The sequence below is a fragment of the Micromonospora sp. U56 genome (genome assembly GCF_018070095.1).
Classification (GTDB): Bacteria; Actinomycetota; Actinomycetes; order Mycobacteriales; family Micromonosporaceae; genus Micromonospora; species Micromonospora purpureochromogenes.
This window is the reverse complement of the sequence record NZ_JAGPYL010000005.1, coordinates 56,736-82,688: the sequence shown is the minus strand read 5'-3', so window position 1 is coordinate 82,688 and position 25,953 is coordinate 56,736. Positions and strand designations below refer to the sequence as shown.

The following is a 25,953-nucleotide window of genomic DNA, read 5'->3' as shown; positions in this document are numbered from 1 at the left end:
TCAGCGGTGCATGTGCAGGCGGATCGTGGTGGCACCCGGCCTGGTGTGGACGCGCACGAAATCGCAGAGTTGGTTGACCAGGACGAGTCCTCGGCTGCCCGGCTGCCGTGGCGGCACGGGAAGCCGGCCGGCGAGCGGATTCGTGATGTGCCCGGTGTCGGTGAGCTGGCAGATCAGGCGCGTGCTGTCGGTCCAGACCGCGAGGGTGCCGCCCCCGGTGGTGTGTCTGACCGTGTTCGCCGCCAGTTCGTTGACCGCCAGGGTCAGGTCGGAGACGCGGTCCGGGTGCAGCCCGGCGGCGACGGCGTGCGCGGTCACGAACCGGCGGATGGCCGGGAGAGCGTGCACGTCGATGGCGATGGTGGTCGCCCGGGCGGGCGGATCCGGCAGCGGCAGGTTGAACCCGGCGGCCACCGCGACCGGGTCCGCGTAGTACGGGCTCGCCCACTCCGCGCCGTCCTTCTGCAGGACGGGGTGGGTGCGGCAGGCGTCGTCGAGCCAACTCCGGTCCAGGCGGCTGGTGTCGTAGGGACAGAGGATGGTGGCCTGCCGGCCGGTGAACGCCGCGTTGATCAGGGCCTCGTGCTGGGCGCAGGCGGGGTATTCGACAGCACTCCGGCCGGCCCAGATGGGTTCGCCGATGATGCGTACCCGCTTGCCGGGATGCGCGGCGGCGAAGGCGAGCAGGACGCCGGGAATGATCCGCCCCGGGTTGCGCCCGGCCTCGCTCATGTCGTGCAACTGCACCCGGTCCGCGTCGACGCCGAGCGCGGTACGGATCTGGTGGAGGTTGTCCCCCGGTACCGCCACCATGACCGGTTCGTCGACGGCGAGGCCGGCGTGGATGAACGGCACCGTGCCGGCCAGGTACTCCTCGCGGTCGCCGTAGAAGAGGGCGGGGTGGACGAAACTGTCGGTCCTGGTGGCGACCGAGATGCTCATGCGGCAGCCTCCGAGTGCGTGGTCCAGCCGCCTCGTCGGGCCACCGCAGCGTCACTCCGGATACCAGGTCGGCACCGGGTCGGGTGCAAGTGTACGGGCGGCGCGACGTAACGGCCGGTCAGACCCGACCCGGCCCTGGCTGCCGCTGCGGGCCCGGCCCTGGCTGTCGCCGCTGCCGGAGCGGACGAATCCCGCCGGCGGCGGCCCGGCGGTGACCGTCGGCGCCCGGGCCCGGGCGGGACTCGGCGGTTGCCTGGATGGCGAGCAGAGCGATGTCGTCGGTCGGCTGTTCGCCGGCGAGCGTGGTCATGATGCGGGCGCAGACCGCTTCGGCGGCACCTGGTTCGACGGCCGCGCAGAGCCGTTCGATGCCGGTGTCGATGACTTCGCCGCGCCGTTCGACGAGCCCGTCGGTGTAGCAGACCAGCACCGCCTCGGCCGGGAACGCGACCTCGGTGTATCGGCGGGCCGGTCGATCCGGGCGCACGCCCAGTGGAAGATCGACTGGAAGATTCAGCGTATCGGCCGACTGTCCCGGTGCGGCCAGCACGGGTTGCAGGTGCCCGGCGAGGGACATCCGAATGGTGGTGCGGTCCGGGGAGATCATCGCGTACAGGACCGTGGCGAGGTTCCCGGCCTCGAAATGGTGGATCTTGCGGTCCAGCAGCGTCAGACCGCTCGCCGGATCGTCGCAGATCAAGGCGTACGCGCGCAGCGCGCTGCGCAGGCGCCCCATCACGACCGCCGAGCGCAGCCCGTGTCCCGACACGTCGCCGATGACGACGCCCAGCCAGCCGGACGGGAGGGTGAACACGTCGTACCAGTCGCCGCCCACGCCGGCGTCGTGGCCGGGCACGTAGCGGGCGGCCATGTCCACGCCGGGCGCATCGGGCAGGTGGGTGGGGAGCAGGCTGCGTTGCAGGGCGAGGGCGGCGGTGCGGTCGATGCTGCTGGCCCGGCTCCGGCTGGCCAGGCTCGCCCGATCGGCGGCGAGTTGGAGCACCTGCACGTCGTCGCCGGTGAATCGGTGCGGCTGGAGGCAGCCGACGTGCAGTACGCCGATCACCTCGCCGCCGGCGAGCATGGGCACGCCCAGCAGCGAGCAGACCCCGCTGTCGAACAGTGTCGGGTCGTCCGCGGCCGTGACCTCGTCCAGCACGACGGGCTGCTTCTCCCGGGCGATCCGGCCGGCGAACCCGCGGCCGACGGAGATCCGCGAGCCCTGCCGAACCTTCCCCGCCAACCCTCTCGCCGCGGTGGCCACGAACTGCCGGGCGTGCACGTCCAGCAGCAGGATGGCGGCGGTGTCGATCCGCAACACCTCTCGGACCCGGTCGAGGAGTTCGTCGAGAAGGTCGTCGACGTCAAGCTTGGACAGCGCCGCGTCGGTGATCGCCTCGATACGGCGCAGCCGCTCGTCGCTCCCACCACCCTGCACGCCAATCACGGGCAGAAGCCTAGTCCTTGCCGGGCCCGGAGCAGCCAATCAGGAGCGCCACCGTCAATGTCATCCTGCTGATCACGGGGTGGCTCAGCCCGACGAATCGGTCATCGGGGTGACCGGCGCTCGTCCACCCCCGGCAGGTGGTGCGGGCTGATTGGCCGGCTCCGCCGCCGCACCGAGCAGAACGTCCCCTACCGCACGTCGACGGAGACCGGCGCGCTGAGTCGGCCCTCGTTCCCGCTGCGATCCAGACCGGACACGCAGTAGGAGAGCGGGCGGTCGGCGGGGGCGGTGCGGTCGACCCAGCCGGTCCCCCGGGCGGTGCCGACGAGCCGGGCCGCGTCGCCGTCCACCCGGTAGACGGCGAAGCTCGCGGCACCGTCTCCGCGCCAGGTCAGCGCCACCCCGCCGGCATCGCGCCGCGCGCCGGTGATCGCGGGTACGGCGGGCGCCGCCGCCGGTAGCTGCGCCATCGCGGGCACCAGCGCCGGGCCGGCGTAGTGCGCTCCGCTGTAGCGGCTGACCGCGCCGAGCTTGTCGGCGCGCACCTGGCGGGCGCTGAAGTGCACGCTTCCGCTCACCCCGTGCCGGCGGTTGAGGGCGAGCTGGCGGTCCAGCTCGGCCGGGTCGCGCCAGGCGCCGCGCTCCCCCACCCGGTAGTCGGCCTGGCCGATGTAGAGCTGCACCCGGGTGCCCTTCACCGTGGCCGCCCACCACGGCAGCAGCTTGGCGTAGTCGGCCCTGGCGAACCCGATGTGCCAGTAGAGCTGCGGCACCACGTAGTCGAGCCACTGCTCCCGCACCCAGAGCCGGGTGTCGGCGTAGATGTCGTCGTAGCTCTGCAGGCCGGCGGTCGGTGAGCCGGCCGGGTCGGTGCGCTTGTTGCGCCAGATACCGAACGGGCTGATGCCGAACTTGACCCACGGCTTGATCGCCTTGATCCGCTCGCTCATCTCGCGGACCAGCGTGTTCACGTTGTCCCTGCGCCAGGCGTGCTTGTCCGCGAACCGCCGGCCGTACCGGGCGAACGCCGCGTCGTCCGGGAAGTCCTGCCCGGCCTCGGGGTACGGGTAGAAGAAGTCGTCGAAGTGCACGCCGTCGACGTCGTAGCGCTGGACCGCCTCCAGCATCGAGTCCTCGACGAACGTGCGCGCCTCCGGGATGCCCGGGTTGAAGTAGAGGCGACTGCCGGGCCGGTCGGCGCTGGGATAGGTCACCACCCAGTCGGGGTGCCGCCGCAGCGGGTGCGTCGGCGCCAACTGGTCCAGCCGGGGGCCCGGCCCACCGACGGTGGCCGGCTGCCCGCCGCGGTACGGGTTGAACCAGGCGTGGAACTCCAGGTTGCGGGCGTGCGCCTCGCTGACCATGAACTCCATCGGATCCCAGCCCGGGTCGCGGCCGTCGCGGCGTCCGGTCAGCCACTCCGACCAGGGCGCGTACGTCGACGGCCAGAGGGCGTCCCCGCTGGGCCGCACGTGCACGAAGACGGCGTTGTGGTTGCGCCGCACGGCCAGGTCGAGCCAGCCCCGGAACTCCGCCCGCGCCGCCTCGGCCGGCAGCCCGCGCCGGCTCGGCCAGTCGATGTTGTTCACCGTCGTGATCCACATGCCGCGCAGCTCGCGCGGCGCCCGCGCCGCCCGGTTGGCGCAGCTGAAAGCGGCGGGCGCCGGGCCGCGGGCGGCCACGGCGCCGCGTTCGTCGTCGACGACCCGCTCTCGCACTGACCAGGCGCCGACCGCGACCGCCAGGGCGAGCGCGGCGACGACGGCGACGAGTGCGCGGGTACGACGGCGGTGAGCGGGCGGATCGGCGGCGGGCATTGCCCCAGTCTGCCCAGTGCCGCCCCGCGGGGTGAACCGGGTGGAGGGTTACTTAACGGTCAGCTAAGGCCGGTGGGTCCGCCGGGAGTCGGCCCGGAGGGTTCCGGCGGCACCTCGCCACGCGGCTACCTGACCACAATTCCGGTGGCGGTCCGGGACCGGCCGTTGCGAGACTCTGCTGTGTGCGAGAGCCGGAGCGTTTCCGTGCCGCCGTCGGCACGTGGGCGGCCGGCGGCACCGACGCCGTGGCGGCGGCCGCGGTGGCCCGCGAACTGGCCGAGGACGGCCTGGCAACGGTCGTCCTCGTCGAAGGGGTCAGCGACCGGAGCGCGGTGGAGGCGCTGGCCGTCCGACGCAACCGGGACCTGGCCGGCGAGGGCGTGTGCGTCCTGCCGATCGGCGGCGCGATGAGCGTCGGTCGGTTCCTGCGGCTCTTCGGCGCGCAGGGACTCGCCGTGACCATCCGCGGGCTCTGCGACGAGGCCGAAGAGGGCTACTTCCGGCGCGGTTTGGAGCAGGCCGGCCTCGGTAGCGACCTGACCCGCTCCGGAATGGAGGCGCTGGGCTTCTACGTGTGCGTCGCCGACCTGGAGGACGAGCTGATTCGCGCGCTGGGCACGGCCGGGGTCGAGCAGGTCCTGGCGGCCGAACAGGATCTGGCCCGCTTCCGGGTCTTCCAGAACCAGCCCGCGCAGCGCGGGCGCGCGATCGAGCGGCAACTGCGCCGCTTCATGGGTACGACCAGCGGTCGAAAGTCCCGGTACGCCCGCGCGCTCGTTGACGCCCTCGACCCGAACCAGGTACCCCGGCCGCTGGATCACCTACTCCCGTCCCACTCCTGACCCCCGATCCGGCCCGCCTGCGCGGTGACGCCCCCGAGGGACGTACCTCAGCGCAGCCGCCGGGCGGCGAACCTGGCGGGTGGCGCGGCGATCGTGTCCTGGGCCGCGATCAACTGGATCTCCCGGGTGCCCGCCGCGAGGGTCGCCTCCAGTACGGCGAAGACGGAGGCGATGGTGCGTTCCAGCGCCGTGGCGGGCGAACCCGTCGTCCACAGGTGCGCGAGGTACAGCGCCGCGGTGACGTCGCCGCCGCCGTTGGGGCTGATCGGCAGCAGCGGGGTGCTCACCGCCCAGGCGCCCTCGTCGGAGACGGCCACCACCTCCAGCGACCCCACCGGCACGTCGCCGTGGAGCACGCTGGTGACCAGGACGTGCCGCGGTCCCGTCTCGCGTACCACGTCGACCGCGTCCAACAGCTCCGCCAGAGAGTTGGTCGCCCGGCCGGCGAGGAAGTCCAGCTCGAAATGGTTCGGGGTGATGATGTCCGCGCGCGGGACGACGGTGTCCCGCAGGTACTCCGGAATGCCCGGCCGGACGAACATCCCGCGGCCGGCGTCGCCCATCACCGGATCGCAGCAGTACACCGCGTCCGGGTTGGCGGCCTTGACCTTGTCGACCGCGTCGAGGATCACCGCGCCCATCGCCGGGTCACCCTGGTAGCCCGACAGCACCGCGTCGGCGGTGCCGAGGACCCCGCGGTCGCCGATACCCGCGATCACCTCGGCCACGTCGGCCGGCGCCAGCAGCGGCCCACGCCACGCGCCGTACCCGGTGTGGTTGGAGAAGTGGACCGTCACCACCGGCCACACCTCGTGCCCGAGGCGCTGCAGGGGGAAGGCGGCCGCGGAGTTGCCGACGTGGCCGTAGGCGACCGAGGACTGGATGGACAGGATCTTCACCGGCTCATCATGGCGCTTCCCGCCGGCACCGCGCGGACGGCCCGCCGTTCCTGTCGGGTGACCCACTCACCGGACGGACCGGCTCACCGACGACCTGTTCGCCGTCGCGCAGCCCTGTCGGGCGCCGGCTATCGGACCTTACGAGTGGATCGCACCACGAGGTTGTCGTACTCGGGGTGCTTGCCCAGCCACTCGGCGAGGAACGGGCAGATCGGCACCACCGTCCGGCCCCTGGCCCGCGCGTCGTCCATCACCCCGCGAGCGAGGGTCGATCCGAGGCCCCTGCCCTCGAACTGCGGATCGACCTCGGTGTGCGTGTAGGCGATGATGTTGCCGGTCAACTGGTAGGTGACCACGCCGGCCAGCGCACCCGACTCGTCCCGCGCCTCGAACCGCTCCCGCTCCGGCGCGTCATTCACGGTGAACTCCACCCCACCATCGAAGCACGCCTGCTGCGGATCCGGGTGTGAGGCCGGCAACGCTCCCGGGCACCGCGGCCCGGACGAACCGGGTCGTCGGTGCTGGCTCACCGGGGGCGTCAGTGCGCTGCCACGACCGCCGCTTCCGGCGCCAGGCCGGCGAGCCGGGCCGGCCGCACGACGACGAGCAGCACCGCCATCGCCGCCACCATGCCACCGGCGACGACGAGGGCCATGGCCACCGCGCCGGTGCCCAGCACGCCCACCAGGGGCGCGGCCAGCGCGCCGACGCCGAACTGCACGGCGCCGAGCAGGGCGGAGGCGGTACCGGCCGCTTCCCCGTGCCGGGACAGGGCCAGGGCCGGCGCGTTCGGCATCGCCAGGCCGGCCGCCGCGAGCACCACCCACAACGACACCAGCAGGCTCGGCAGCCCGCCGAGGCCGGTCGCGGCGAAGGCGAGCAGCGCCAGTCCGGCCACGGTTCCCACGCCGAGGGCGACGACGAGGATCCGCTGCGGGGAGTGGCGGCGCAGCAGCCGTACGTTGAACTGGGTCGCCGCGATCAGTCCGACCGCGCCCGCGCCGAAGGCCAGCCCGAACTGCTGCTCGTCCAGCCCGTACTGCTGTTGCAGGACGAACGAGGAGCCGGCGACGTAGGCGAACAACGCCGCCATGGCCAGCCCGGCGACCAGCACCAGACCCACGAACGTCCGGTCCCGCAGTAGCCCGCCGTACACGGTGAGCGTCGCGACCACCCCGCCGCGCCGGCGCCGCTCGGCCGGCAGCGTCTCGCGAAGGCCGAGCGCGGCGACCACGACCAGCAGCACACCGAAGGCGGCCAGGGCCACGAAGACGCCACGCCAGTCGGTCCAGCGCAGCAACCCGCCACCGAGGGTCGGCGCGAGGATCGGCGCCGCCCCCATGACCAGCAGCAGCCGGGAGAGCAGCTTGGCGAAGGCCGCGCCGTCGAACAGGTCGCGCACCACGGCCATCGCGACGACCGAGGCGGCCGCGACGCCGAGGCCCTGCACCACCCGCAGGCCACCGAGAACCGCGACGTTCGGTGCGACGACGCAGAGCAGCGACGCCACGACGTGCAGCGCGATGCCGGCGATCAGCGGCGCGCGCCGGCCGACGGCGTCGGACAGCGGGCCGATCAGCAACTGGCCGACGGCGAGGCCCGCCAGTGTGCCGGTGAGGGTCAGTTGGACCGCCGCCTGCGTCGTCCGGAAATCGGCGACGATCGCGGGCAGCGCGGGCAGGTACATGTCGATGGTCAGCGGACCCACCGCGATCAGCGACCCGAGCACCAGGACGAGCTGCAGGCGTTGTCGGGGGGTCATCAGGTCGCCCGGTGTCAGCGGGACCGCCCGCCGCTGCGGGGCGTCGACGGTCATCGGGTCGTCTCCGATCGGCCGTCACGGAGCCGGGCGGGGTGCGGGGCAGGAGTCACACCTGAATCCAAATCCGGATCCGGTGATCTGATTCCCCGTCGCCGAACAGGTAACGCAGGTCACAGCCGGGCGACGGCGGTCAACCGGCGATCCGGCAGCGGATTCCGGTGGGTCAGGCCAGGTTGGCCCGCCTCGCCGCCTGGCGCCGCAGTTCGTGGCGGGCCAGGGCGTTCTTGTGCACCTCGTCGGGTCCGTCGGCGAAGCGCAGGGTGCGGATGCGGGCGTAGGCGCCCGCCAGCGGGAAGTCCTGGGAGAGGCCGGCGGCGCCGTGCACCTGGATCGCCTTGTCCAGGATCCACAGGACGGTCGCTGGGGTGGCGATCTTGATGGCCTGGATCTCGGTGTGCGCGCCCTTGTTGCCGACGGTGTCCATCAGCCAGGCCGTCTTGAGCACCAGCAGTCGCAGCTGCTCGATCCGCACCCGGGACTCGGCGATCCAGTCGCGGATCACCCCCTGCTCGGCCAGCGGCCGGCCGAACGCGGTCCGCTGCTCGGCGCGGGCGCACATCAGCTCGACGGCCTGCTCGGCGACGCCGATGGAGCGCATGCAGTGGTGGATGCGGCCGGGGCCGAGCCGGGCCTGCGCGATCGCGAAGCCGTCGCCTTCGCCGCCGATCAGGTTCTCCACCGGCACGCGTACGTCGTGGAACTCCAGCTCGGCGTGCCCGCCGTGGTCGTGGTCGTCGTACCCGAACACCTCCATGCCCCGCTTGATCACCAGGCCCGGGGTGTCCCGTGGGACCAGCACCATGGACTGCTGACGGTGCCGCTCGGCGTCCGGGTCGGTCTTGCCCATGACGATGAGGATTCGGGCGTTCGGGTTCATCGCGCCGGTGATCCACCACTTGCGGCCGTTGATCACGTACTGGTCGCCGGCCCGCTCGATCCGGGTCGAGATGTTCGTGGCGTCCGAGGACGCCACGTCCGGCTCGGTCATGGCGAACGACGACCGGATCCGACCGTCCAGCAGCGGCTCCAACCACTGCTTGCGCTGCTGTTCGGTGCCGAACATCGCCAGCACCTCCATGTTGCCGGTGTCCGGGGCGGCGCAGTTCAGGGCGGCGGGCGCCAGGTGGCTACGCCCGGTGATCTCCGCCAGCGGGGCGTACTGCAGGTTGGTCAGGCCGGCTCCGTGCGTACCCGGCAGGAAGAGGTTCCACAGCCCGCGCTTCCGCGCCGCGGCGCGCAGCTCCGCGAGCACCGGCACCGCGTCCCAGGCCCAGCGGTTGCCGAGCTGCCCGAGCTGCTCGTGGAAGGCGTGCTCCGCCGGGTAGACGTGGCTGTCCATGAAGTCCAGGAGGTTGTCCCGCAGCCCCTCGGTCCTCGGGTCCAGGGCGAAGTCCATCAGTGCTCCTTGAGGTAGGTCAGGCCCGCGTCGAGCAGCAGCTCGGTGACCTCGCCGAGGCGCTCGAAGCCGGAGCCGACGGTCTGGCCGCGCAGGTGCCGGTAGTGGATGCCCTCGAGGATCGCGGCCAGCTTGAAGGCCGCCAGCCCGAGGTGGAAGCCGAGTGGCGGGAGGGGGCGGGTGCTGCTCGCCGCGTACCGGTCGAGGATCTCGTCCTCGGTCAGGAAGCCGGGCGCGGACGAGGCGTCGGCGACGGCCACTCCGACGAGCCGCCCGAGGCGCTGGTAGAGCACCAGCAGCGCCAGGTCGGTGAGCGGGTCGCCGAGGGTGGCCATCTCCCAGTCGATGACGGCCGCCAGGCGGTCGCGGTCGTCGGTGAGGACGTTGTCGAGGCGGTAGTCGCCGTGCACGATGCCCGGCGTCGACTCGCTCGGCACGCCGGACGCCAGCCGGGCGTGCAGCTCGTCGGCGGCCGGCAGGTCCCGGCAGTACGACGCGTCGAGCTGCTTCTTCCAGCGACTCACCTGCCGAGCCAGGAAGCCGTCCGGCCGGCCGAAGTCGGCCAGCCCCACGGCCACCGGGTCGACGGCGTGCAGCGCGGCCAGGGTGTCGACCAGCCGGGTCGAGATGACCCGGGTACGTTCCGGGCCGAGCCGCTCGAGCTCGGCCGCGTGCCGGTACGCCGTACCGTCGACCCGCTCCATCACGTAGAACGGGGCGCCCAGTACGTCGGCGTCGGAACAGAGCGCGTACGTCTCCGGCACCGGCACGTCGGTCGTCCACAGCGCCGACATGACGCGGTACTCCCGGCTCATGTCGTGTGCGGTGGCCAGCACGTGCCCCAGCGGCGGCCGCCGGACGATCCAGGTCCGCCGCCCGTCACCGACCTCGTAGGTGAGGTTGGACTTGCCGCCGGCGACCAGCCGGGCGGTGAGCTCCCCGGCCGCCTCGGGAATCGAGGCGGCGAACCAGTCGGCGAGTCGGGCCAGGTCGAGGCCCGGCGGGTCCTGCCGCTCGGCGGCGGTCACGGCACCAGGATGCTGACGGTCTCGACCACGCACGCCGGCTTCTCGGCGCCGGCCAGCTCGACGGTCACCTTCGCCGTGAGCTGGTAGCCACCGCCGCCAGGCACCAACGACAGCAGCTCCACCCCGGCCCGCACCTGGGAGTCGACGGGGACCGGGGCGGGGAACCGGAGCTTGTTGGCGCCGTAGTTCACGCCCATGCTGAGCCCCTCCACCTTGTACACCTGCCAGACCAGCATCGGCACCAGCGACAAGGTCAGGTATCCGTGCGCGATTGTGCTGCCGAACGGGCCGTGCGCCGCCTTCGCGGGGTCGACGTGGATCCACTGGCGGTCACCCGTCGCCTCGGCAAAGGCGTCGATCTGCTGCTGGGTGACGGTGTGCCAGTCGGAGTAGCCGAGGTGGGTGCCGACCGCCTGCTCCAGCTCATTGATGCCGTGGAAGACCTTCATCATCTCTCCTTTCCCGGTCAGGCCTTCGGCCCGCCGGCGACGTACAGCACCTGGCCGGAGACGAAACCGGCTCCCTCGCTGGCGACGAACGACACGGCGTGCGCGATGTCCTCCGGCGTGCCGGTACGGGCGACGGGGATCTGCGCCGCGGCGGCGTTCTTGAAGTCCTCGAAGGCCATGCCGACCCGCGCCGCGGTGGCGGCGGTCATCTCGGTCTCGATGAAGCCGGGGGCGATGGCGTTCGCCGTGACCCCGAACTTGCCGAGTTCCAGGGCCAGCGTCTTGGTGAAGCCCTGCAGGCCGGCCTTGGCGGCCGCGTAGTTGGCCTGGCCCCGGTTGCCCAGGGCCGAGGTGCTGGACAGGTTGACGATCCGCCCCCAACCGGCCTTGGTCATGTAGCCCTGCACGGCGCGGCTCATCAGGAACGAGCCACGCAGGTGCACGTTCAGGACCGTGTCCCAGTCGTCGGCGGTCATCTTGAACAGCAGGTTGTCGCGGAGGATGCCGGCGTTGTTGACCAGCACGGTCGGCTCGCCCAGTTCCTCGGCGATCCGGTCCACGGCGGCCTGCACCGCCTGCTCGTCGGCGACGTTGGCGCCGACGGCCAGGGCCCGGCCGCCGCCGGCCTGGATCTCCTCGACGACCGGCTTGCCCGCCGCTTCGTCCAGGTCGACGACGGCGACGGCGAAGCCGTCCCGGGCAAGGCGCTTGGCGACGGCGGCGCCGATGCCACGGGCCGCTCCGGTGACGACTGCGGTGCGGGTGACGGTCATGGGGTCAACTCCTCGGTGCGGGCGGGATGGGGCAGGTCGGCTCCGGGCCGCGGCCGTGGGAGGCCGTTGCCAAAGGCGGGAAGCAGCTCGGCGATCGCGGCCCGCGTGGTGTCGGCGTCGGTGTGCAGCAGCGCCCGCAGGCCGACCGCGCGGGCGCCGAGCACGTTCGGTTCGGCGTCGTCGACGAAGAGCACCCGGTCGGCCGGCAGCCCGAGCCGCTCCAGGGTGAGCGTGTAGATCGGGGCGAGCGGCTTGCGCAGGCCGACCTCGCCGGAGATGACGACGGGATCGAAGAGCCCGTCGATCAGCTCGCGCGGGTAGGTGTTGCCCCAACTGTTGGAGAGCAGGCCGACGCGCACGCCGGCGTTGCGCAACTGCCGGGCCAGGTCGACCATCGCCGGGTCGGGGCGCATCCCGGCGAAGAGCCGGGCCAGGACGCCGACCGGATCGACCGCACGCCCGTCGAGCGTGGTGAGCTCGGCGGCGAGCAGCGCGTCGAACTCGTCGACGCTCAGCGCCCCGGTCTCCAGCCGGTGGACGGGGGTGCCGTCCGGGGCGGCGCGGGACAGCCAGGCCTTGAGCGTGCGCGAGAACGAGGCCGGGTCGATGCCGTCGGCGTGCAGCCACGCGGCGATCGAGTCCCGGACCGGTCCGGTGAGCACGCCGCCGTAGTCGAAGACCACGGCGTCCACCTGGTTGACGGTGCTCACGAGACGTACACCACCCGGCCGACGGTGACGCCGTCGGCGAGCTCCTGCACCCCGTCGGCCACCTCGTCGAGCGCGAGGCGTTGGCTGACCAGGGGTCGTACCGCACCCTGGGCGGCCAACGCGGTGAGGGCCCGATGGCAGTCGGCGACGGCCGCCGGATCGTAGCGGTGGTACAAGCCCCAGTGCAGGCCGACGATCGAGTAGTTCTTCACCAGGGCGTGGTTGAGCGCGGCGGACTGGATCTCACCGCCGGCGAAGCCGACCACGAGGATCCGGCCCTCGAAGGCGACGCACTTGGTCGAACGCTGGTAGGTCTCGCCGCCGACCGGGTCGTAGACGACGTCAACGCCCCGACCACCGGTCTCGGCCTTGACCACCGCGACGAAGTCCTCTTCCCGGCGGTCCACGACCACGTCGGCGCCGAGCGCCCGGGCCACCGCCGCCTTCTCGGGACCGCCCACGACGCCGATCACCCGGGCGCCGGCCGCCTTGCCCAACTGGACGGCGGCGCTGCCGACGCCGCCGGCCGCGGCGTGCACCAGCAGCGTCTCGCCCGCGCGCAGCCCGGCCCGCCGGTGCAGGCCGAACCAGCCGGTCTGGTATCCGATGTAGAGCGAGGCCGCCTCGGCGTCGTCGAGCTCGGCGGGCGCGGGGAACGTGGCCGCCGCGTCCAGCAGCGCGAACTGCGCGAACCCGCCGTACGGCAGCGTCGCGCCGCCGAGCACGCGGTCGCCGACGGCGAACCGGTCGACACCTTCGCCCAGCGCGACGACCTCGCCGCACAGCTCGACGCCCGGGGTGAACGGAAGCTCCGGCTTGACCTGGTACTCGCCCCGGCACATCAGGACGTCGGGGAAGTTGGCCGGCGCGGCCAGCACCCGCACCACGAGTTGCCCGGGGCCCGGCTCCGGGTCGGCCACGTCGACGAGCCGGAGCACGTCGCGGGGCTCACCGAGGTCGACGACCCGCCATGCCTTCATCGGGCTGTCCCCTGGTCCTCGAGTCGTCGCTGGAGCTTGTTCATGCCGCCCAGCCAACGGTCGGTGTCGGTGGCGCGGTGCGCGTAGTAGGTGGCCACCTGGGGATGCGGCAGGACGAGGAACCGGTCGTGGTGGAGGGCCTGCCACGTCGCCTCGGCGACGTCCTCGGGGGTGAGCGCCGCGTCGTGGCTGAGCAACTCCTGCAACGGCTTGGCGTTGTCGAGCATCCGGGTCCGCACCCCCTGCGGGCAGATCGCCTGCACCACGACGCCACGGTGCCGGTAGGTCAACGACAGCCATTCGGCGAACGCCACGCAGGCGTGCTTGCTGACCGAATACGTCGGGCTCCCGATCATCGTGAGCAGCCCGGCCGCCGACGCGGTCACCACGAACCGACCCGAGCCGCGCTCGACCCAGCCGGGGACCAGCAGTCGCGCGGCCCGTACGTGGGCCAGGACGTTCACCTCGTGGCTGGCGGCCCAGTCCTCCTCGGTGGCCAGCAGCCCGTTGCCGCGGTCGATTCCGGCGTTGCCGATCCAGACGTCGATGCTGCCCAGGTGGCCGCGGGCCGCCTCGACCAGCGCGGTAACTCCCTGCTCGGTGGCGGCGTCGCCGGAAGCCGGGTACCCACCGATCTCCCCTGCCACCCGGACGGCCGCCTCGGCGTCAAGGTCGTTGACGACGACCCGCGCGCCCTCGGCGGCGAGTCGGGTGGCCAGCGCGCGGCCGATGCCGTGGCCGGCGCCGGTGACGACGACGCCCTTGTCCCGTACCGGCATCAGACACCTCCGGTCAGGGTGACGCCGCCGTCGACCACCAGCAGCTGGCCGGTCATCCAGGCGGCGTCCGCGGAGAGCAGGAACGCGACGACGCTCCCGATGTCGTCGGGGATGCCGAGCCGCTTGAGCGGGTACGCCGCGGCCACCTGCTCCTCGCGGCCCTCGTACAGGGCGGTGGCGAACTTCGTCTTCACCACGGCCGGGGCCACCGCGTTCACCCGGATGTCCGGGCCGAGTTCGACGGCGAGCTGCTGGGTGAGGTGGGCGAGCATCGCCTTGCTGGCCCCGTAGAAGCCGATGCCGGGCGCGGGCCGCAGGCCGGCGACCGAGGCGACGTTGACCACGGCGCCGCCGTGCTCCTTCATCCAGCCCCGATAGGCCTGCTGCACCCAGGACAGGGCGGCGAGGCAGTTCACCTCGAAGATCTTGCGGGCCACGGCCAGGTCCAGCTCGACCATCGGCCCGTACGTCGGGTTGATGCCGGTGTTGTTGACCAGCAGATCGACGCCGCCGAAGGTGTCGACCGCGCGTGCGACGACCTCGGCCTGGTGGTCGGCGTCGTCGGCGTGGCCGGCGATGCCGAGCGTGTGCTCCGGCCCCAGCTGGGCGACGGCCTGGTCGAGCGCCTCCTGCTTGCGGGCGGTGATGACGACCTTGGCGCCCTCGGCCACCAGCCGCTCGGCGATCGCCAGGCCGATGCCCCGGCTGGCACCGGTCACGATCGCCGTTCGTCCGGTGAATCTGGTGGACGTCGCTCCAGCTTGAGACACGGGCCTCCCCTTCAGGGTTACTAAGCGCTTGCTTACGTTACGCTCGATGAAGTGTGCGACGCCGCAGCGGCTGCCGTCAACAGGTCCGGCCCGGTGGTCGACATCCGGCCGGCCCACCGGGCGTTGTGGTATCAATGCCGGCCAGGCCAGAAGGAAGGATGGACGCGGGTTGACCTCCACCGCCGATCACTCTCGCGCCGACGCGACCCGCGCCCGGCTGCTCGAGGCGGCCGTCGACGCGTTCGCCGAGCGAGGCTTCCACGGCACGACGACACGCGACATCGCCGCCGCGGCCGGGCTGAGCCCGGCCGCGCTCTACGTGCACCACAAATCCAAGGAGGAGCTGCTCTACCTGATCGCGCGATCAGGACACGACCACGTGCTGCGCCTCGTGCAGGAGGCGATCGCGTCCTCCGACGACCCGGCCACGGCACTGCGGCGTGCCGTCCACGACTTCGTCGTCTCGCACGCCCGCGACCACACCCGCACCCGGGTCGTGAACTACGAGCTGGCCGCACTGAGCCCCGAGCATCTCGCCGAGATCCGTGCCGTGCGCCACCGGATCGAGCAGGCGTTCCGCCAGCTCGTGGAGGCCGGCGTCGCCGCCGGCGTCTTCGACACCCGCGATCCGCGGATCGCGGGAGCGGCCCTGCTGTCCCTCGGCGTCGACCTCGGCCGGTGGTACCGGGACGACGGCGGCTGGAGCCCCGAATACATCGCCACCCAGTACGCCGAGATGGCGCTCCGTATCGTCGGCGCCCGCTGAACGGCACCGAGGTTCGGAGTAGGCGTTGCCGTCGGCGTCCGTGCGGGCCGATCCTGATCACCGAGACCCGCCTCCGACCTTTCTTTGGGTGACGGTGGTCGCGCCACGCCCGCGATCGGGTGGGCGCCAGCAGGCGTGTCGGGTTGGGGAGCGCGTATGCCTGGTGGGCGATATACCCCAGAGGCATAAATATGACTCAGGGGCATATCACTCATAGCCGGGTCTGTGTCCGTGCCGACCACGTTGAGTAGCGGCCGCCCGGGATGTCGCGGGGCGTCGGGCCACGGGTGCGCTGCACCGCGGGCCTCACCGTGCCAGTGCCACTCCCCCGGGTGGCGTGTGGATGGTGTCGCCGGGTCGGATCTCGATGATCTCGCCATCACGGGACTGGATCAGGCCGACGCCGTCGGTGACGTGCAGGGTCTGACCGACGGCATGGCAGTGCCAGGCGGTGCGGGCGCACGGCGCGAAGCGGACGGTGTTGACCCGCATCCGGAAGGGCTCCTCGCCCTTGGCGATGACGTCGAAGTAGACATCGCCGGTGAACATCTCCGCCGGTCCCTTGACGGACGGCTGCACGGGCAGGACTTCCACTGGCTTCTCCTTGTCGATGGTCGGGGCGCCCCGGCCGCCGGGTTCCCACCGCCGGCCGACCAGGCGCGGGTCGGCCTTCGGCTCAGGTACCCACCTTTTCCAGGGCCTCGGCGAGCTGCTTGAGGTCGAGGCCCGCCAGGTGGTCGAGGAAGTGCCGGCGTACGGCGGCCAGGTTGGTGGGCCAGGCCTGCGTCAGGCGGGCAAGGCCGGCGTCGGTGAGGACGGCGTTCCAGCCGCGGGCGTCCTGCGCGCACCTGACCCGCTGGACGTACCCCTGCCGTTCCAGCCGCTGCACGACGCGGCTCATGCCGCTGAGCGACATCTCGCAGGCGGCGGCCAGCTCGCTCATGCGCAGTCGCCGGTCGGGCCCCTCCGAGAGATGCATCAGCGCCTCGTACTCGACGCTGGGCAGTCCCTGCTCGCGTACGAGGTCGGCGTCGATGGCGCGGGGTAGGGCGTGAATGACCCGCGGGAGGGCCCGGACGACGGCCTCTTCGTCCGCGTTGAGAGGTTGCGGCCTTTTCGGGGCCCGTGGCGACTTCGGTGTGACGGTGGACATGCCCCCAGCATACTTGCTTGACGAAGCAATTACAGTTCCACGTCCGGCGCCCTGAAGAACGCGATCGACTTCCTCTACAACGAGTGGAACAACAAGGCCGTCGAGTTCGTCAGCTACGGCTCCGTGGGCGGAGCCCGGGCGGTGGAGCACCTGCGGCTCATCGCCGGCGAGCTGCAGATGGCCGACGTGCGGTCCCAGGTCGCCCTCTCGCTCTTCACCGACTTCGAGAACTTCAGCGTCTTCAAGCCCAGCGACTTCCAGCGGGACGCGCTGACCGTGACCCTCGACCAGGTCGTGGCCTGGAGCGAGGCCCTGGAGCCGCTGCGCACCAGGTGATCGACCGCACGGCCGGCAGCCGTTGCTACCGGAACTGAACGTCGAATGGGGAAGGGACAGGACAATGCGTGGACTCACAGGCAAGGTCGCCCTCGTCGCCGGTGCGGCGCCGGGCAACATCGGCGGCGCGACCGCGATCCGGCTCGCCGAGGAAGGCATGCTGGTCGTCGCGGCGGATCTGAACCAGGCCGCCGCCCAGACGGTGGTCGACGAGATCACCGCCGCCGGCGGAACCGCCGTGGCACGAGGCTTCGACATCACCGACGAGCAGTCCTACCAGGGCCTGATCAACTTCACCGTCGAGCGGTTCGGCGGCCTGCACGGCCTGTTCAACGTGGCGGCGGATCTCTCGCCACGCAACATCGGGCGGGACAGCGACGTCACCTCGGTGCCGCTCGATGTCTGGCAGCACACCATCGACGTCACCCTCACCGGCTACCTGTACGGCCTCCGGCACGCCCTGCCGATCATGATCAAGCAAGGTGAGGGTTCCATCGTCAACACCATGTCGAGCGCCGTGTGGCTGGGCGAGACCGAGCGCGTCGCCTACCAGGCGGCCAAGAGCGGACTGATCGGCCTCACCCGGCACACCGCGACGCTCGGCGGCAAGCACGGTGTTCGTACCAACCTGCTGTCGCCGGGCGTGATCCTCACCGGCGCCGCGCTCGAGACCACCACGGCCGAATTCCGCGAGCAGATTCTCGCGACGGTTCGTTCGCCGAGGCTGGGTAGACCGGAGGATCTTGCCGCGATGGTGGCCTTCCTCTTCTCCGACGACGCCGCCTACATCAACGGCCAGTCGCTGCTGGTCGACGGCGGCGCCAACTTCACCTGATCCCCTCGGCAAGCCGGCGCGCGCTCGATCCGAGCGTGCGCCGACGTGCACCTGCCGCCGGGCAGCGCCCGGGCAGCCCGCCACCGCTTCGGTCCTGTCCAACAGGCGCGGGCTGACCCTGACCGCCGCGGGTGTCCCGCTCGGACTGCTGTCCGGGCTGGTCGCGGCGGTCGGGCTGGAGCGCGCGCCGACGGTGTGGAACGACCAGATGGCGCTGCTGCCCTGGGGCCTGTCCCGCCTTCTCGGCATCACCGTCCACCTGGGCATCCCCGCCGGCCTTCCCGGGTACGCCGCCGTGGCCGGCGCCGCCCCGACCGCCGTCGGTCTGCTGCTGTCGATCAATCGCGGCCGGCGGACAGCCTGACCGGCTCGCGCCGGGACTTTTGTTAAGGCTCTTGACAGCTTTGTCATGCGCCGCGAACGCTGTCGAAATCTCCAACCGGGTGCGCGACCGTCGCATTCGGACTCCCCTCTGGAGGTTTTCGTATGAGGCGTAGTAGACGCAGGGCCCTGTTGCCGGTCGTGGTGATGGTGAGCCTCGCGGTTCCCGCCGTACCGCTGCCCGCGCTGGCGGCCGAGACGCCCGCCACCGACTTCTCCACCTCGCTGGAGGCCGGCGATCCCCAGCCGACCTGGATCAACACCACCGAGACCGACGCCGGCGGCGCCGAGAAGACCTCCGGGGTGACCGGCAGCCCGGTCAAGGGAATCCCCGGCAACCTGGCCGGCCGGATCACCGAGGTCACCGCCAACGGGGAGAACCCGCCCAGCGAGACCGCGGACCGGGTCATCGACGGCAATGTCAGCACCAAGTGGCTGACCTTCACGCCGACCGGCTGGGTACGGGTCCGACTCGACGCGCCGGTCGCCGTCGTGCACTACGCGCTGACCTCAGCCAACGACGCACCGGAACGCGACCCGAAGGACTGGACCCTGCAGGGCTCCGCGGACGGGGAGAACTGGACCACCCTGGACACCCGGACCGGGCAGCAGTTCACCGAGCGCTTCCAGACCAGGGAGTACCGGTTCGACAACGCCACCGCGTATCCCTACTACCGGCTCAACGTCACCGCGATCGGCGGGGGCGGCATCACCCAGCTCGCCGAGCTTCAGCTCTCCAACGGCGACACCACTCCCCCGCCGCCCAGCAACATGCGCACCATGAGCAGCGGCGGCCCGGTCAACGGCCCGACCATGAAGCCGAACGTCGGCTGGACCGGGGTCCGCGCGCTGCAGTACTCCGGCGGGCAGACCGTCAGCGGGCGCGGGTACGCGTACAACAAGGTCTTCGACGTCGACCTCACGGTGACCGACCGGACCGAGTTGTCGTACGTCATCTTTCCGGAGCTGACCGGGCAGGACCTGGACTACCCGAGCACCTACGCGGCGGTGGACCTGGCCTTCGACGACGGCACCTACCTCAGTGAGCTGGGCGCGGTGGACCAGCACGGCTTCGGGCTGAGCCCGCAGGCGCAGGGTGAGTCCAAGTCGCTCTACGCCGACCAGTGGAACGTCAAGCGGTCCCGGATCGGCGCTGTCGCCGCCGGCAAGCGCGTCGACCGCGTCCTGCTGGCCTACGACAGCACCACCGGGACCGGCCTGTTCAACGGCTGGGTCGACGACATCCGGATCACCGGCAACCCGGCCGAGGTGGCCACGCCGCGCCCCTCCGACCACGTGCTCACCACCCGCGGCACCAACTCCAGCGGCAGCTTCTCCCGGGGCAACAACATCCCGGCGACCGCGGTGCCGCACGGCTTCAACTTCTGGACCCCGATGACCAACGCGGGCTCCATCAGCTGGCTGTACGACTACCAGAGCCGCAACACCGCCACCAACCGCCCGGCCCTGCAGGCGTTCACCGTCAGCCACGAGCCGAGCCCGTGGATGGGTGACCGGCAGACGTTCCAGGTGATGCCCTCACCGGCCACCGGGGTGCCCGCCGCCGGCCGGTCCGCCCGGGCGCTGCCGTTCGGGCACGAGAACGAGGTGGCGAAGGCGCACTACTACGGCGTCACCTTCGACAACGGCCTCAGGACGGAGCTGGCACCGACCGACCACGCCGCGCTGTTCCGGTTCACCTTCACCGGCGACCAGGGCAACCTGATCTTCGACAACGTCAACAACAACGGTGGCCTCACCCTCGGCGCCGACGGCGTGGTCAGCGGCTACTCGGACGTGCGCAGCGGGCTGTCCAACGGCGCCGGGCGGATGTTCGTCCACGGCGTCGTCGACGCCCCGGTCACCGCCAGCGGCCGGCTCGCCGGCGGCGGTGGGGCCAACGTCACCGGGTACCTGGCCTTCGACACCCGGCAGACCAAGACCGTCGAGTTGCGGATCGCCACGTCGCTCATCTCCGTGGAGCAGGCCCGGCGCAACCTCGAGAACGAGATCGGCCACGACGACACCCTCGAGACGGTCCGCGAGCGCGCGCAGCGGCTCTGGGACGACAAGCTGCGGGTGATCGAGGTCGAGGGGGCCACCGAGGACCAGCTCACCACCCTGTACTCCAACCTCTACCGGCTCTCGCTCTACCCCAACTCCGCGCACGAGAACGTGGGCACGCCGGAGGCGCCGGTCTGGAAGCACGCGGTGCAGTCGACCACGTCGAGCACGATCCCGGCCGGCACCACCCCCACCCGGACCGGCGCCCCGGTCGTGGACGGCAAGGTGTACGTCAACAACGGCTTCTGGGACACGTACCGCACCACCTGGTCGGCGTACACGCTGCTCGACCCGGACACCGCCGGCGAACTGGTCGACGGGTTCGTGCAGCAGTACAAGGACGGCGGCTGGGTGTCGCGCTGGTCGTCGCCCGGGTACGCGAACCTGATGACCGGCACCAGCTCGGACGTGTCCTTCGCCGACGCGTACGTCAAGGGCGTGCGCAGCTTCGACGTCAAGGCCGCGTACGAGGCGGCGGTGAAGAACGCCACGGTCAGCCCGCCGGGCAGCAACCCGAACAACACCAGCGTCGGTCGCAAGGGACTGCAGACGTCGATCTTCCAGGGGTACACCGCGTCGGACGTATCCGAGGGGGTCTCCTGGGCGCTGGAGGGCTATATCAACGACTTCGGCATCGCGAACATGGGCGCGGCGCTCGCCGACGACCCCGCCACCCCGGAGGCGGACCGGGCCCGCTACCGCGAGGAGTCGGAGTACTTCCGCGACCGGGCGCAGAACTACGTGCACATGTTCGACCCGCACGTGGACTTCTTCCAGGGTCGGGACGCCGCCGGGAAGTGGAAGTCCACCACGGCGGAGTACGACCCACGGGTCTGGGGCCACGAGCACGACTACACCGAGACCAACGGTTGGAACTTCGCGTTCCACGTCCCGCAGGACGGCCAGGGCCTGGCCAACCTGTACGGCGGTCGGCAGCAGCTGGCCGACAAGCTGGACGAGTTCTTCCGCACCCCGGAGACGGCGAAGTTCCCAGGCTCCTACGGCGGCACCATCCACGAGATGATTGAGGCGCGGGACGTCCGGATGGGCATGTGGGGCTTCAGCAACCAGGTGGCCCACCACATCCCGTGGATGTACACGTACGCGGGGCAGCCGGCGAAGACGCAGGCGAAGGTCCGGGAGGCGCTGTCGCGGATGTACCTCGGCAGCGAGATCGGCCAGGGCTACGCCGGCGACGAGGACAACGGCGAGACCTCCGCCTGGTACCTCTTCAGCGCGCTCGGCTTCTACCCCCTGCAGGTGGGCAGCGCGGACTACGTGATCGGTTCACCGCTGTTCCGCAAGGCGACGGTGCACCTGCCCAACGGCCGGCAGATCGTCGTCAACGCACCGCAGAACAACGCCCGCAACGTCTACGTGCAGGGGTTGACGGTCGACGGGCAGACCCACCGGAAGTCCTCGATCTCGCACGGCGAGCTGGCCGACGGCGCGGTGCTGGACTTCGAGATGGGCGAGTACCCGTCGTCGTGGGCCACCGCGGCCGAAGACCTGCCGACCTCGCTCAGCAAGCCGGGCCCGGTCGCCCGGCCGCTGGCGGACATCACCGCCACCGGCGGGGCCGCCGCGCTGCGGGACGACAGCTCCGGCACCACCGTCGCGGTCGACGTCCCGGTGCAGTGGAAGGTCTCCGGCACCCCGGAGAAGGTCACCCACTACACGCTCACCTCCGGCAAGGTCGCCGGGGACCTGCACGGCTGGCAGCTCAAGGGGTCGTACGACGGCCGTAACTGGACGGTGCTCGACGACCGGGCCGGCGAGTCGTTCCCCTGGCGGTCGCAGACCCGGTCGTTCCAGGTCGACCAGCCCGGCCGGTACGCCCACTACCGGCTGGAGGTGACCGCCGCCGACCCGGCCGCCACGCTCGCGGAGGTGGAGTTGCTGGCGAAGCCGTCGCCGGCCTGCACCTCGACGATCACCGGACGGCGGGACGCCGCGCTGACCGTCACGTCCGGCGTGACGTGCCTGACCGGCGCGACGATCAACGGGATGGTGACCGTGCAGCCCGGCGCCGCGCTGTACGTGCGGGGTGGCGTGCTCTCCGGCGGGGTGTCGGCCAGCGGCGCCGACGCGGTGGTGCTGCACGGCGTGACCGTGCGGGGTGGCGTCACCGTGGCCGGTACCACCGGCGAGGTCGCCATCGAGGCAGGTCAGGTCGCCGGCGCGGTCGGCCTCCTCGGCAACGCGGATCCGGTGCTCGCCGCCAGCACGGTGACCGGCGCGCTGTCCTGCGCCGACAACGTCCCGGCGCCCCGCGACAACGGGCTGCCCAGCACGGTCACCGGTGGCTCCTCGGGACAGTGCGCCCCGCGCTGACCGGCGAATCGGGGCGCCCGGCGAACCGCCGGGCGCCCCAAACCCTGTCCGCCGGCCGGCGACAGGTCACCGGCCGCCCTCGGCCAGCTCGGCGAGCATCCCCTCGCAGCTGCGGACGACGACCTGCGCGCCCCGCCGCTGGGAGAGCCGGAGCAGCGGATCCTCCGCGCGGTTGCGCCACTGCCACTGCGCGTCGGCGGCGACCTCCCAGAGCCGCTGTACGGGCGCGTCGTGCTCCAGGCCGAGTCGGGCGGCCAGGCCGACCCCGTCCCCGCCGACCAGGCGTTGCGCCTCCGCCGCCAGCTCGGCGTCGAACCCGAGCCGGGTGGTCCGCAGCGCCGCGAGCAGGCGCAGCTCCCGGAACTCGTGCGCACCGGCGAGGATCTGCTCCACCGCGCTGAGCAGCTCCCCGGTGCCCGGGCCGGGCTCGGCCTGCAGCAGCGCCTCCACCGCGGCGAGCGCGGAGCGGGCCTTGAGCGTGTCCCGCCGGTCGACGAAGAACCGGCTGATCGACTCGCGCAGTTCGGTCAGGCCGCTGCGCCGGATGAGTTCGGCGGCCAGCTTGCCCCGGCTGTCGCAGCCGGTACGGACCAGGGTGGTGGCCAGCCGTACCCCGATCAGGCCGAGCCGGTTCAGCAGCGCGGCCCGTACCTCGGTGTCCAGCCGTACCGGCAGCTCGGCGCGGACGAAGCGGTCGGCGGAGAGCAGGTGCGGGTCCAGCTCCTCCCGCGACATCCGGGCCAGCTGCGCGAGCGCGGCGAAGTCCGACTCGCTGAGCACCCGTCCGGCGAGACCGAGCAGCCCGCTGCACGCCACCAGGTTCACGCAGAGCGCGTTCACCCGGGGGTCGCGGTGCTGCCGTCGGGCGAGCTGGCGGGCGGTGAGCAGCCCGTCGATCCGTCCGCCCCCGGTCTCGTCCACCCGGGACAGCACCAGGATCACGTTCACCGGGGCGGCCTGCCCGACCCGGCTGTCCCGGGTGGACTCCAGCACCCGCAGGTCGGTGCCGCGACCGTCGCGGGTCAGGTACAGCACCGCGTCCGCGTCGCGCAGCACCCGGTCCATCACCGGCGCCCGGCCGTGTTCGTCGGCACCGACGATCGCGGGAGTGTCGATCAGGGTGACCTGTCGCAGCGCCCTGGTCGGCCACTGCACCACGATGTCGCGCAGCTCGCCCTCCCGCCAGCCGACGAGGTCCACCCGCATCCCGGTCGCCGACTTCAGCACCGTCAGCTCCTGCGGGGGTTGGCTGCTGGAGTAGGCGGTGGCGCGCGGCTGCGGACCGTCCTCGTACCAGGTGAAGATGCCGCTGCCGTCCGGGCCGTCGATCGGCGCGACCTCCTCGCCCATGATCGCGTTCAGCACGGTCGACTTGCCGGACCGCCACGGGCCGGCGACCGCGACCCGCAGCGGTTGCTCCAGCCGGGCCAGCTGGTGCCGGAGGTGACCGGTCGCGCGGGGGTTGTCCCGGTAGAGCTGGAGGGCCTGGTGCAGCAGCCCCCAGACCGCCTCGTCCAGCCGCAGGCCGACCGTCATGCCCGGGGCTCCAACGGCGCCGGGGCGGGCCGGGCCGCCGTCAACTGCTGGGCCTGCTCGTAGACGGCCGCCAACCGGCTCATCTTCAGCCGGATCTCGCGCTGGCGCTGGTCGCGGACGGCCGCGTCGGTGTCGGCGGCCTGCTTCGCGGTACGGAACGACTGGACGATGGCCTCCTGCAACTCCTCGGTCAGCGCGGTGAAGTGGTCCCGGAGCATCCGCTGCACCTGCCGCGCGGTGTCCCGGCAGTCCTTGGTCGTCCGGACGAAGAAGTCGTCGACGTGCCGCTGGATCGCCGTCTTGACGCTCGCCTGGCGGCGGCGGAGCAGCTGCCTGCTCTCGTCCCGGATGCTCTTGCCGCCGAAGAGCGCACCGGCGCCGATCGAGACCGGGTTGATCATCGGCATGCCGGCGAGGGTCATCGCCAGGCCGAACATCAGCAGGCCACCGTACGAGCCCTTCATGCCGGTGATCACCTTCTGGCTCGCGGTGAACCGGTCGATCGTCGGCCGCTCCATCTCCGGCAGCCGGTCCACGAGATCCTCCGGCACCCTCATGGACCAGGGCGGCAGCACGTCGTAGCCGTACCGGGCGAAGTTGCCGGCGACCCGCCGGGCAGCAAAGTCGCAGCGCTGGGCCAGCCACTCGTGGTTGGCCTCGGCGGCCTCGACCAGGCTGCGCTGCAACCACTCCTGGAAGGTGTCCCAGGAGACCAGCGGGTCGGCCGTGTCGAACGCCTCGTCGACCATCCGCAGGATCTGCCGGGTCCGGTCGCGCAGGTCGTACTCGATGTCGGAGAGCAGGTCGGCCATCTCGTCCGCGAGGGTGTTCTGCCAGCGGGTGGAGCAGCGGCGCAGCTCGTCGACCTCGCGCTGGGCCGCGTGCAGCCGGGAGATCGGGCCGGACTGGTCCTCCTCCTTTTGGCTCTCCAGCTCGGCGCGCAGCGGCGCGGCGAGTTGCTCCACCACGGTGCGGGCGAGCATCGCGACCGAGGCCCGGGCCAGCACGTCGCCCTTGCCGGCCAGGTCCCGCTGCAGACGGGCGATCAGCTGCGGGAAGCCCGACTCCGCGTTGAGCCCGTGGTCGTCGGTGACCGCCGCGCGCAGGCGCAACGCCGCCGAGACCGGGATCAGCGCCGCCGGTACGCCCGCCTCGGCCAGGTGCTGCCGGTTGCGTTCGGCGACCGCGCGCCAGTCCGGCACCAGGTCGATCTTGGTTTGCACCAGCGCCACGTTCGGGTGCGACCGGGTGACGTGCAGCAGCATGTTCAGCTCGGCGACGGAGAGTTCCCGGGTCGAGTCGGAGACGACCAGCACCGCGTCGGCGCGGTTCAGCGCGGCGGCCGGGGCGCCGGCACCGATCAGGGCCACCTCGTCGGTGCCGGGCGTGTCCACCAGCACCAGTCCCGCGCCGAGCAGCGCGCGCGGCAGTCCGATCTCGACGTACGCCGGACCGCCGCCGGACCGGCGCCCCAGCGTGCCGGCCACCCCGGCCGCGATCTGGTCCAGCGGTACCGGGGTCCGCTCGGCGGTCGTCGCGACGGAGCCGCCGGCGGGTCGCCCGGGGGCGGACGCCGCCTGGACCACCGTGGCCGACGCGACCTCGGAGTGCTGCACCACGGTCGGCAGGACGGTGGTGCGGCCGTCGCCGACCGGGCACACCGGCGCGTTCACGATCGCGTTGACAAGCTGACTCTTGCCCTGGTGCGGTTCGCCGACAACCAGAACCCGCAGCTTCGGGTCGAGCAGTTGGGCGCGCTTCTGCCGGACCGCCTGGAGCAGGTCCGCCCGCCCGTGTTCTCGGCACGTGCGGGCGATCCCGTCGAGCGCGTCCAGCCAGATCCCCGCCATCACCGCACCAAGTGTGCGGATTTCGGATTAATTATCAAGTGGTG

At 72.0% G+C, this 25,953-nt stretch carries 23 protein-coding genes and 1 pseudogene; 6 read left to right on the top strand and 18 right to left on the bottom strand.

Annotated elements, in window-relative coordinates; translation table 11 throughout:
• The 3 genes from KBX37_RS04185 to KBX37_RS04175 form a co-directional block, all read right to left on the bottom strand.
• Positions 1–942: a sensor histidine kinase gene (locus KBX37_RS04185; protein WP_210774586.1), complete on the bottom strand. Its 942-nt coding sequence runs from the start codon at positions 940–942 to the stop codon at positions 1–3.
• Between the two features lie 118 nt (positions 943–1,060).
• Entirely contained in the window at positions 1,061–2,389 is a 1,329-nt protein-coding gene (locus KBX37_RS04180; RefSeq protein ID WP_307848935.1) for a SpoIIE family protein phosphatase, read from the bottom strand.
• Positions 2,390–2,577: 188 nt separating this feature from the next.
• On the bottom strand, positions 2,578–4,206 hold the full coding sequence (locus KBX37_RS04175) for a glycoside hydrolase family 10 protein (protein ID WP_210774585.1): 1,629 nt from the start codon (positions 4,204–4,206) through the stop codon (positions 2,578–2,580).
• A 182-nt stretch (positions 4,207–4,388) separates the two neighbouring features.
• On the opposite strand from KBX37_RS04175, the gene KBX37_RS04170 reads away from it, so the two are divergent.
• Positions 4,389–5,048 carry a TOPRIM nucleotidyl transferase/hydrolase domain-containing protein gene (locus tag KBX37_RS04170; RefSeq protein WP_307848934.1) on the top strand — a complete coding sequence of 220 codons (660 nt, stop codon included), beginning with the start codon at positions 4,389–4,391 and terminating at the stop codon, positions 5,046–5,048.
• Between the two features lie 47 nt (positions 5,049–5,095).
• On the opposite strand, the gene pdxY is transcribed toward KBX37_RS04170, so the two are convergent.
• The 11 genes from pdxY to KBX37_RS04115 all read right to left on the bottom strand — a co-directional run bounded on the left by pdxY (position 5,096) and on the right by KBX37_RS04115 (position 14,654).
• A complete protein-coding gene (gene pdxY, locus KBX37_RS04165) occupies positions 5,096–5,947 on the bottom strand; it encodes a pyridoxal kinase PdxY (protein WP_210774584.1) in 852 nt (283 codons plus the stop codon).
• A gap of 128 nt (positions 5,948–6,075) precedes the next feature.
• Entirely contained in the window at positions 6,076–6,378 is a 303-nt protein-coding gene (locus KBX37_RS04160) for a GNAT family N-acetyltransferase (RefSeq protein WP_210774583.1), read from the bottom strand.
• A gap of 107 nt (positions 6,379–6,485) precedes the next feature.
• Positions 6,486–7,709 carry a multidrug effflux MFS transporter gene (locus KBX37_RS04155; protein WP_210774624.1) on the bottom strand — a complete coding sequence of 408 codons (1,224 nt, stop codon included), beginning with the start codon at positions 7,707–7,709 and terminating at the stop codon, positions 6,486–6,488.
• A 223-nt stretch (positions 7,710–7,932) separates the two neighbouring features.
• Positions 7,933–9,165 carry an acyl-CoA dehydrogenase family protein gene (locus tag KBX37_RS04150; RefSeq protein WP_210774582.1) on the bottom strand — a complete coding sequence of 411 codons (1,233 nt, stop codon included), beginning with the start codon at positions 9,163–9,165 and terminating at the stop codon, positions 7,933–7,935.
• On the bottom strand, positions 9,165–10,193 hold the full coding sequence (locus tag KBX37_RS04145) for a phosphotransferase family protein (RefSeq protein ID WP_210774581.1): 1,029 nt from the start codon (positions 10,191–10,193) through the stop codon (positions 9,165–9,167). Before KBX37_RS04145 ends, KBX37_RS04150 begins: the two co-directional genes overlap by 1 nt.
• A complete protein-coding gene (locus KBX37_RS04140; RefSeq protein WP_210774580.1) occupies positions 10,190–10,642 on the bottom strand; it encodes a MaoC family dehydratase in 453 nt (150 codons plus the stop codon). Before KBX37_RS04140 ends, KBX37_RS04145 begins: the two co-directional genes overlap by 4 nt.
• Before the next feature lie 17 nt (positions 10,643–10,659).
• On the bottom strand, positions 10,660–11,415 hold the full coding sequence (gene fabG, locus KBX37_RS04135) for a 3-oxoacyl-ACP reductase FabG (protein WP_210774579.1): 756 nt from the start codon (positions 11,413–11,415) through the stop codon (positions 10,660–10,662).
• Entirely contained in the window at positions 11,412–12,125 is a 714-nt protein-coding gene (locus tag KBX37_RS35530; protein ID WP_210774578.1) for an HAD family phosphatase, read from the bottom strand. Before KBX37_RS35530 ends, fabG begins: the two co-directional genes overlap by 4 nt.
• On the bottom strand, positions 12,122–13,105 hold the full coding sequence (locus tag KBX37_RS04125) for an NADPH:quinone oxidoreductase family protein (RefSeq protein ID WP_210774577.1): 984 nt from the start codon (positions 13,103–13,105) through the stop codon (positions 12,122–12,124). The genes KBX37_RS35530 and KBX37_RS04125 overlap by 4 nt, the downstream gene beginning before the upstream one ends.
• Complete coding sequence (locus KBX37_RS04120; RefSeq protein WP_210774576.1) at positions 13,102–13,884, bottom strand: SDR family oxidoreductase; 783 nt, start codon at positions 13,882–13,884, stop codon at positions 13,102–13,104. Before KBX37_RS04120 ends, KBX37_RS04125 begins: the two co-directional genes overlap by 4 nt.
• The gene (locus tag KBX37_RS04115) at positions 13,884–14,654 is read right to left on the bottom strand and encodes an SDR family oxidoreductase (protein ID WP_210774575.1); all 771 of its coding nucleotides are present in this window, start codon (positions 14,652–14,654) and stop codon (positions 13,884–13,886) included. The genes KBX37_RS04120 and KBX37_RS04115 overlap by 1 nt, the downstream gene beginning before the upstream one ends.
• Before the next feature lie 169 nt (positions 14,655–14,823).
• On the opposite strand from KBX37_RS04115, the gene KBX37_RS04110 reads away from it, so the two are divergent.
• Positions 14,824–15,420: a TetR family transcriptional regulator gene (locus KBX37_RS04110; protein ID WP_247656997.1), complete on the top strand. Its 597-nt coding sequence runs from the start codon at positions 14,824–14,826 to the stop codon at positions 15,418–15,420.
• Between the two features lie 306 nt (positions 15,421–15,726).
• On the opposite strand, the gene KBX37_RS04105 is transcribed toward KBX37_RS04110, so the two are convergent.
• Together KBX37_RS04105 and KBX37_RS04100 are read right to left on the bottom strand one after the other, a co-directional pair.
• Entirely contained in the window at positions 15,727–16,014 is a 288-nt protein-coding gene (locus KBX37_RS04105; RefSeq protein WP_307848933.1) for a cupin domain-containing protein, read from the bottom strand.
• 82 nt (positions 16,015–16,096) lie between these two features.
• On the bottom strand, positions 16,097–16,573 hold the full coding sequence (locus KBX37_RS04100) for a MarR family winged helix-turn-helix transcriptional regulator (protein ID WP_210774573.1): 477 nt from the start codon (positions 16,571–16,573) through the stop codon (positions 16,097–16,099).
• A gap of 45 nt (positions 16,574–16,618) precedes the next feature.
• Between KBX37_RS04100 and KBX37_RS04095 the strand changes: the two are divergent.
• From KBX37_RS04095 to KBX37_RS04080, 4 genes and pseudogenes are all read left to right on the top strand, one after another.
• A pseudogene (locus tag KBX37_RS04095) lies at positions 16,619–16,909 on the top strand (NADPH-dependent FMN reductase); the annotation flags it as partial.
• Between the two features lie 22 nt (positions 16,910–16,931).
• Positions 16,932–17,744, top strand: coding sequence for an SDR family NAD(P)-dependent oxidoreductase (locus KBX37_RS04090; protein ID WP_210774572.1), 813 nt, complete (start codon positions 16,932–16,934; stop codon positions 17,742–17,744).
• A gap of 193 nt (positions 17,745–17,937) precedes the next feature.
• Entirely contained in the window at positions 17,938–18,108 is a 171-nt protein-coding gene (locus KBX37_RS04085; RefSeq protein ID WP_210774571.1) for a hypothetical protein, read from the top strand.
• Between the two features lie 122 nt (positions 18,109–18,230).
• On the top strand, positions 18,231–22,523 hold the full coding sequence (locus tag KBX37_RS04080; protein WP_210774570.1) for a GH92 family glycosyl hydrolase: 4,293 nt from the start codon (positions 18,231–18,233) through the stop codon (positions 22,521–22,523).
• A 66-nt stretch (positions 22,524–22,589) separates the two neighbouring features.
• On the opposite strand, the gene KBX37_RS04075 is transcribed toward KBX37_RS04080, so the two are convergent.
• Positions 22,590–24,059 carry a dynamin family protein gene (locus tag KBX37_RS04075; protein ID WP_210774569.1) on the bottom strand — a complete coding sequence of 490 codons (1,470 nt, stop codon included), beginning with the start codon at positions 24,057–24,059 and terminating at the stop codon, positions 22,590–22,592.
• The gene (locus KBX37_RS04070; RefSeq protein ID WP_210774568.1) at positions 24,056–25,909 is read right to left on the bottom strand and encodes a dynamin family protein; all 1,854 of its coding nucleotides are present in this window, start codon (positions 25,907–25,909) and stop codon (positions 24,056–24,058) included. Before KBX37_RS04070 ends, KBX37_RS04075 begins: the two co-directional genes overlap by 4 nt.
• Between the last annotated feature and the right edge of the window lie 44 nt (positions 25,910–25,953).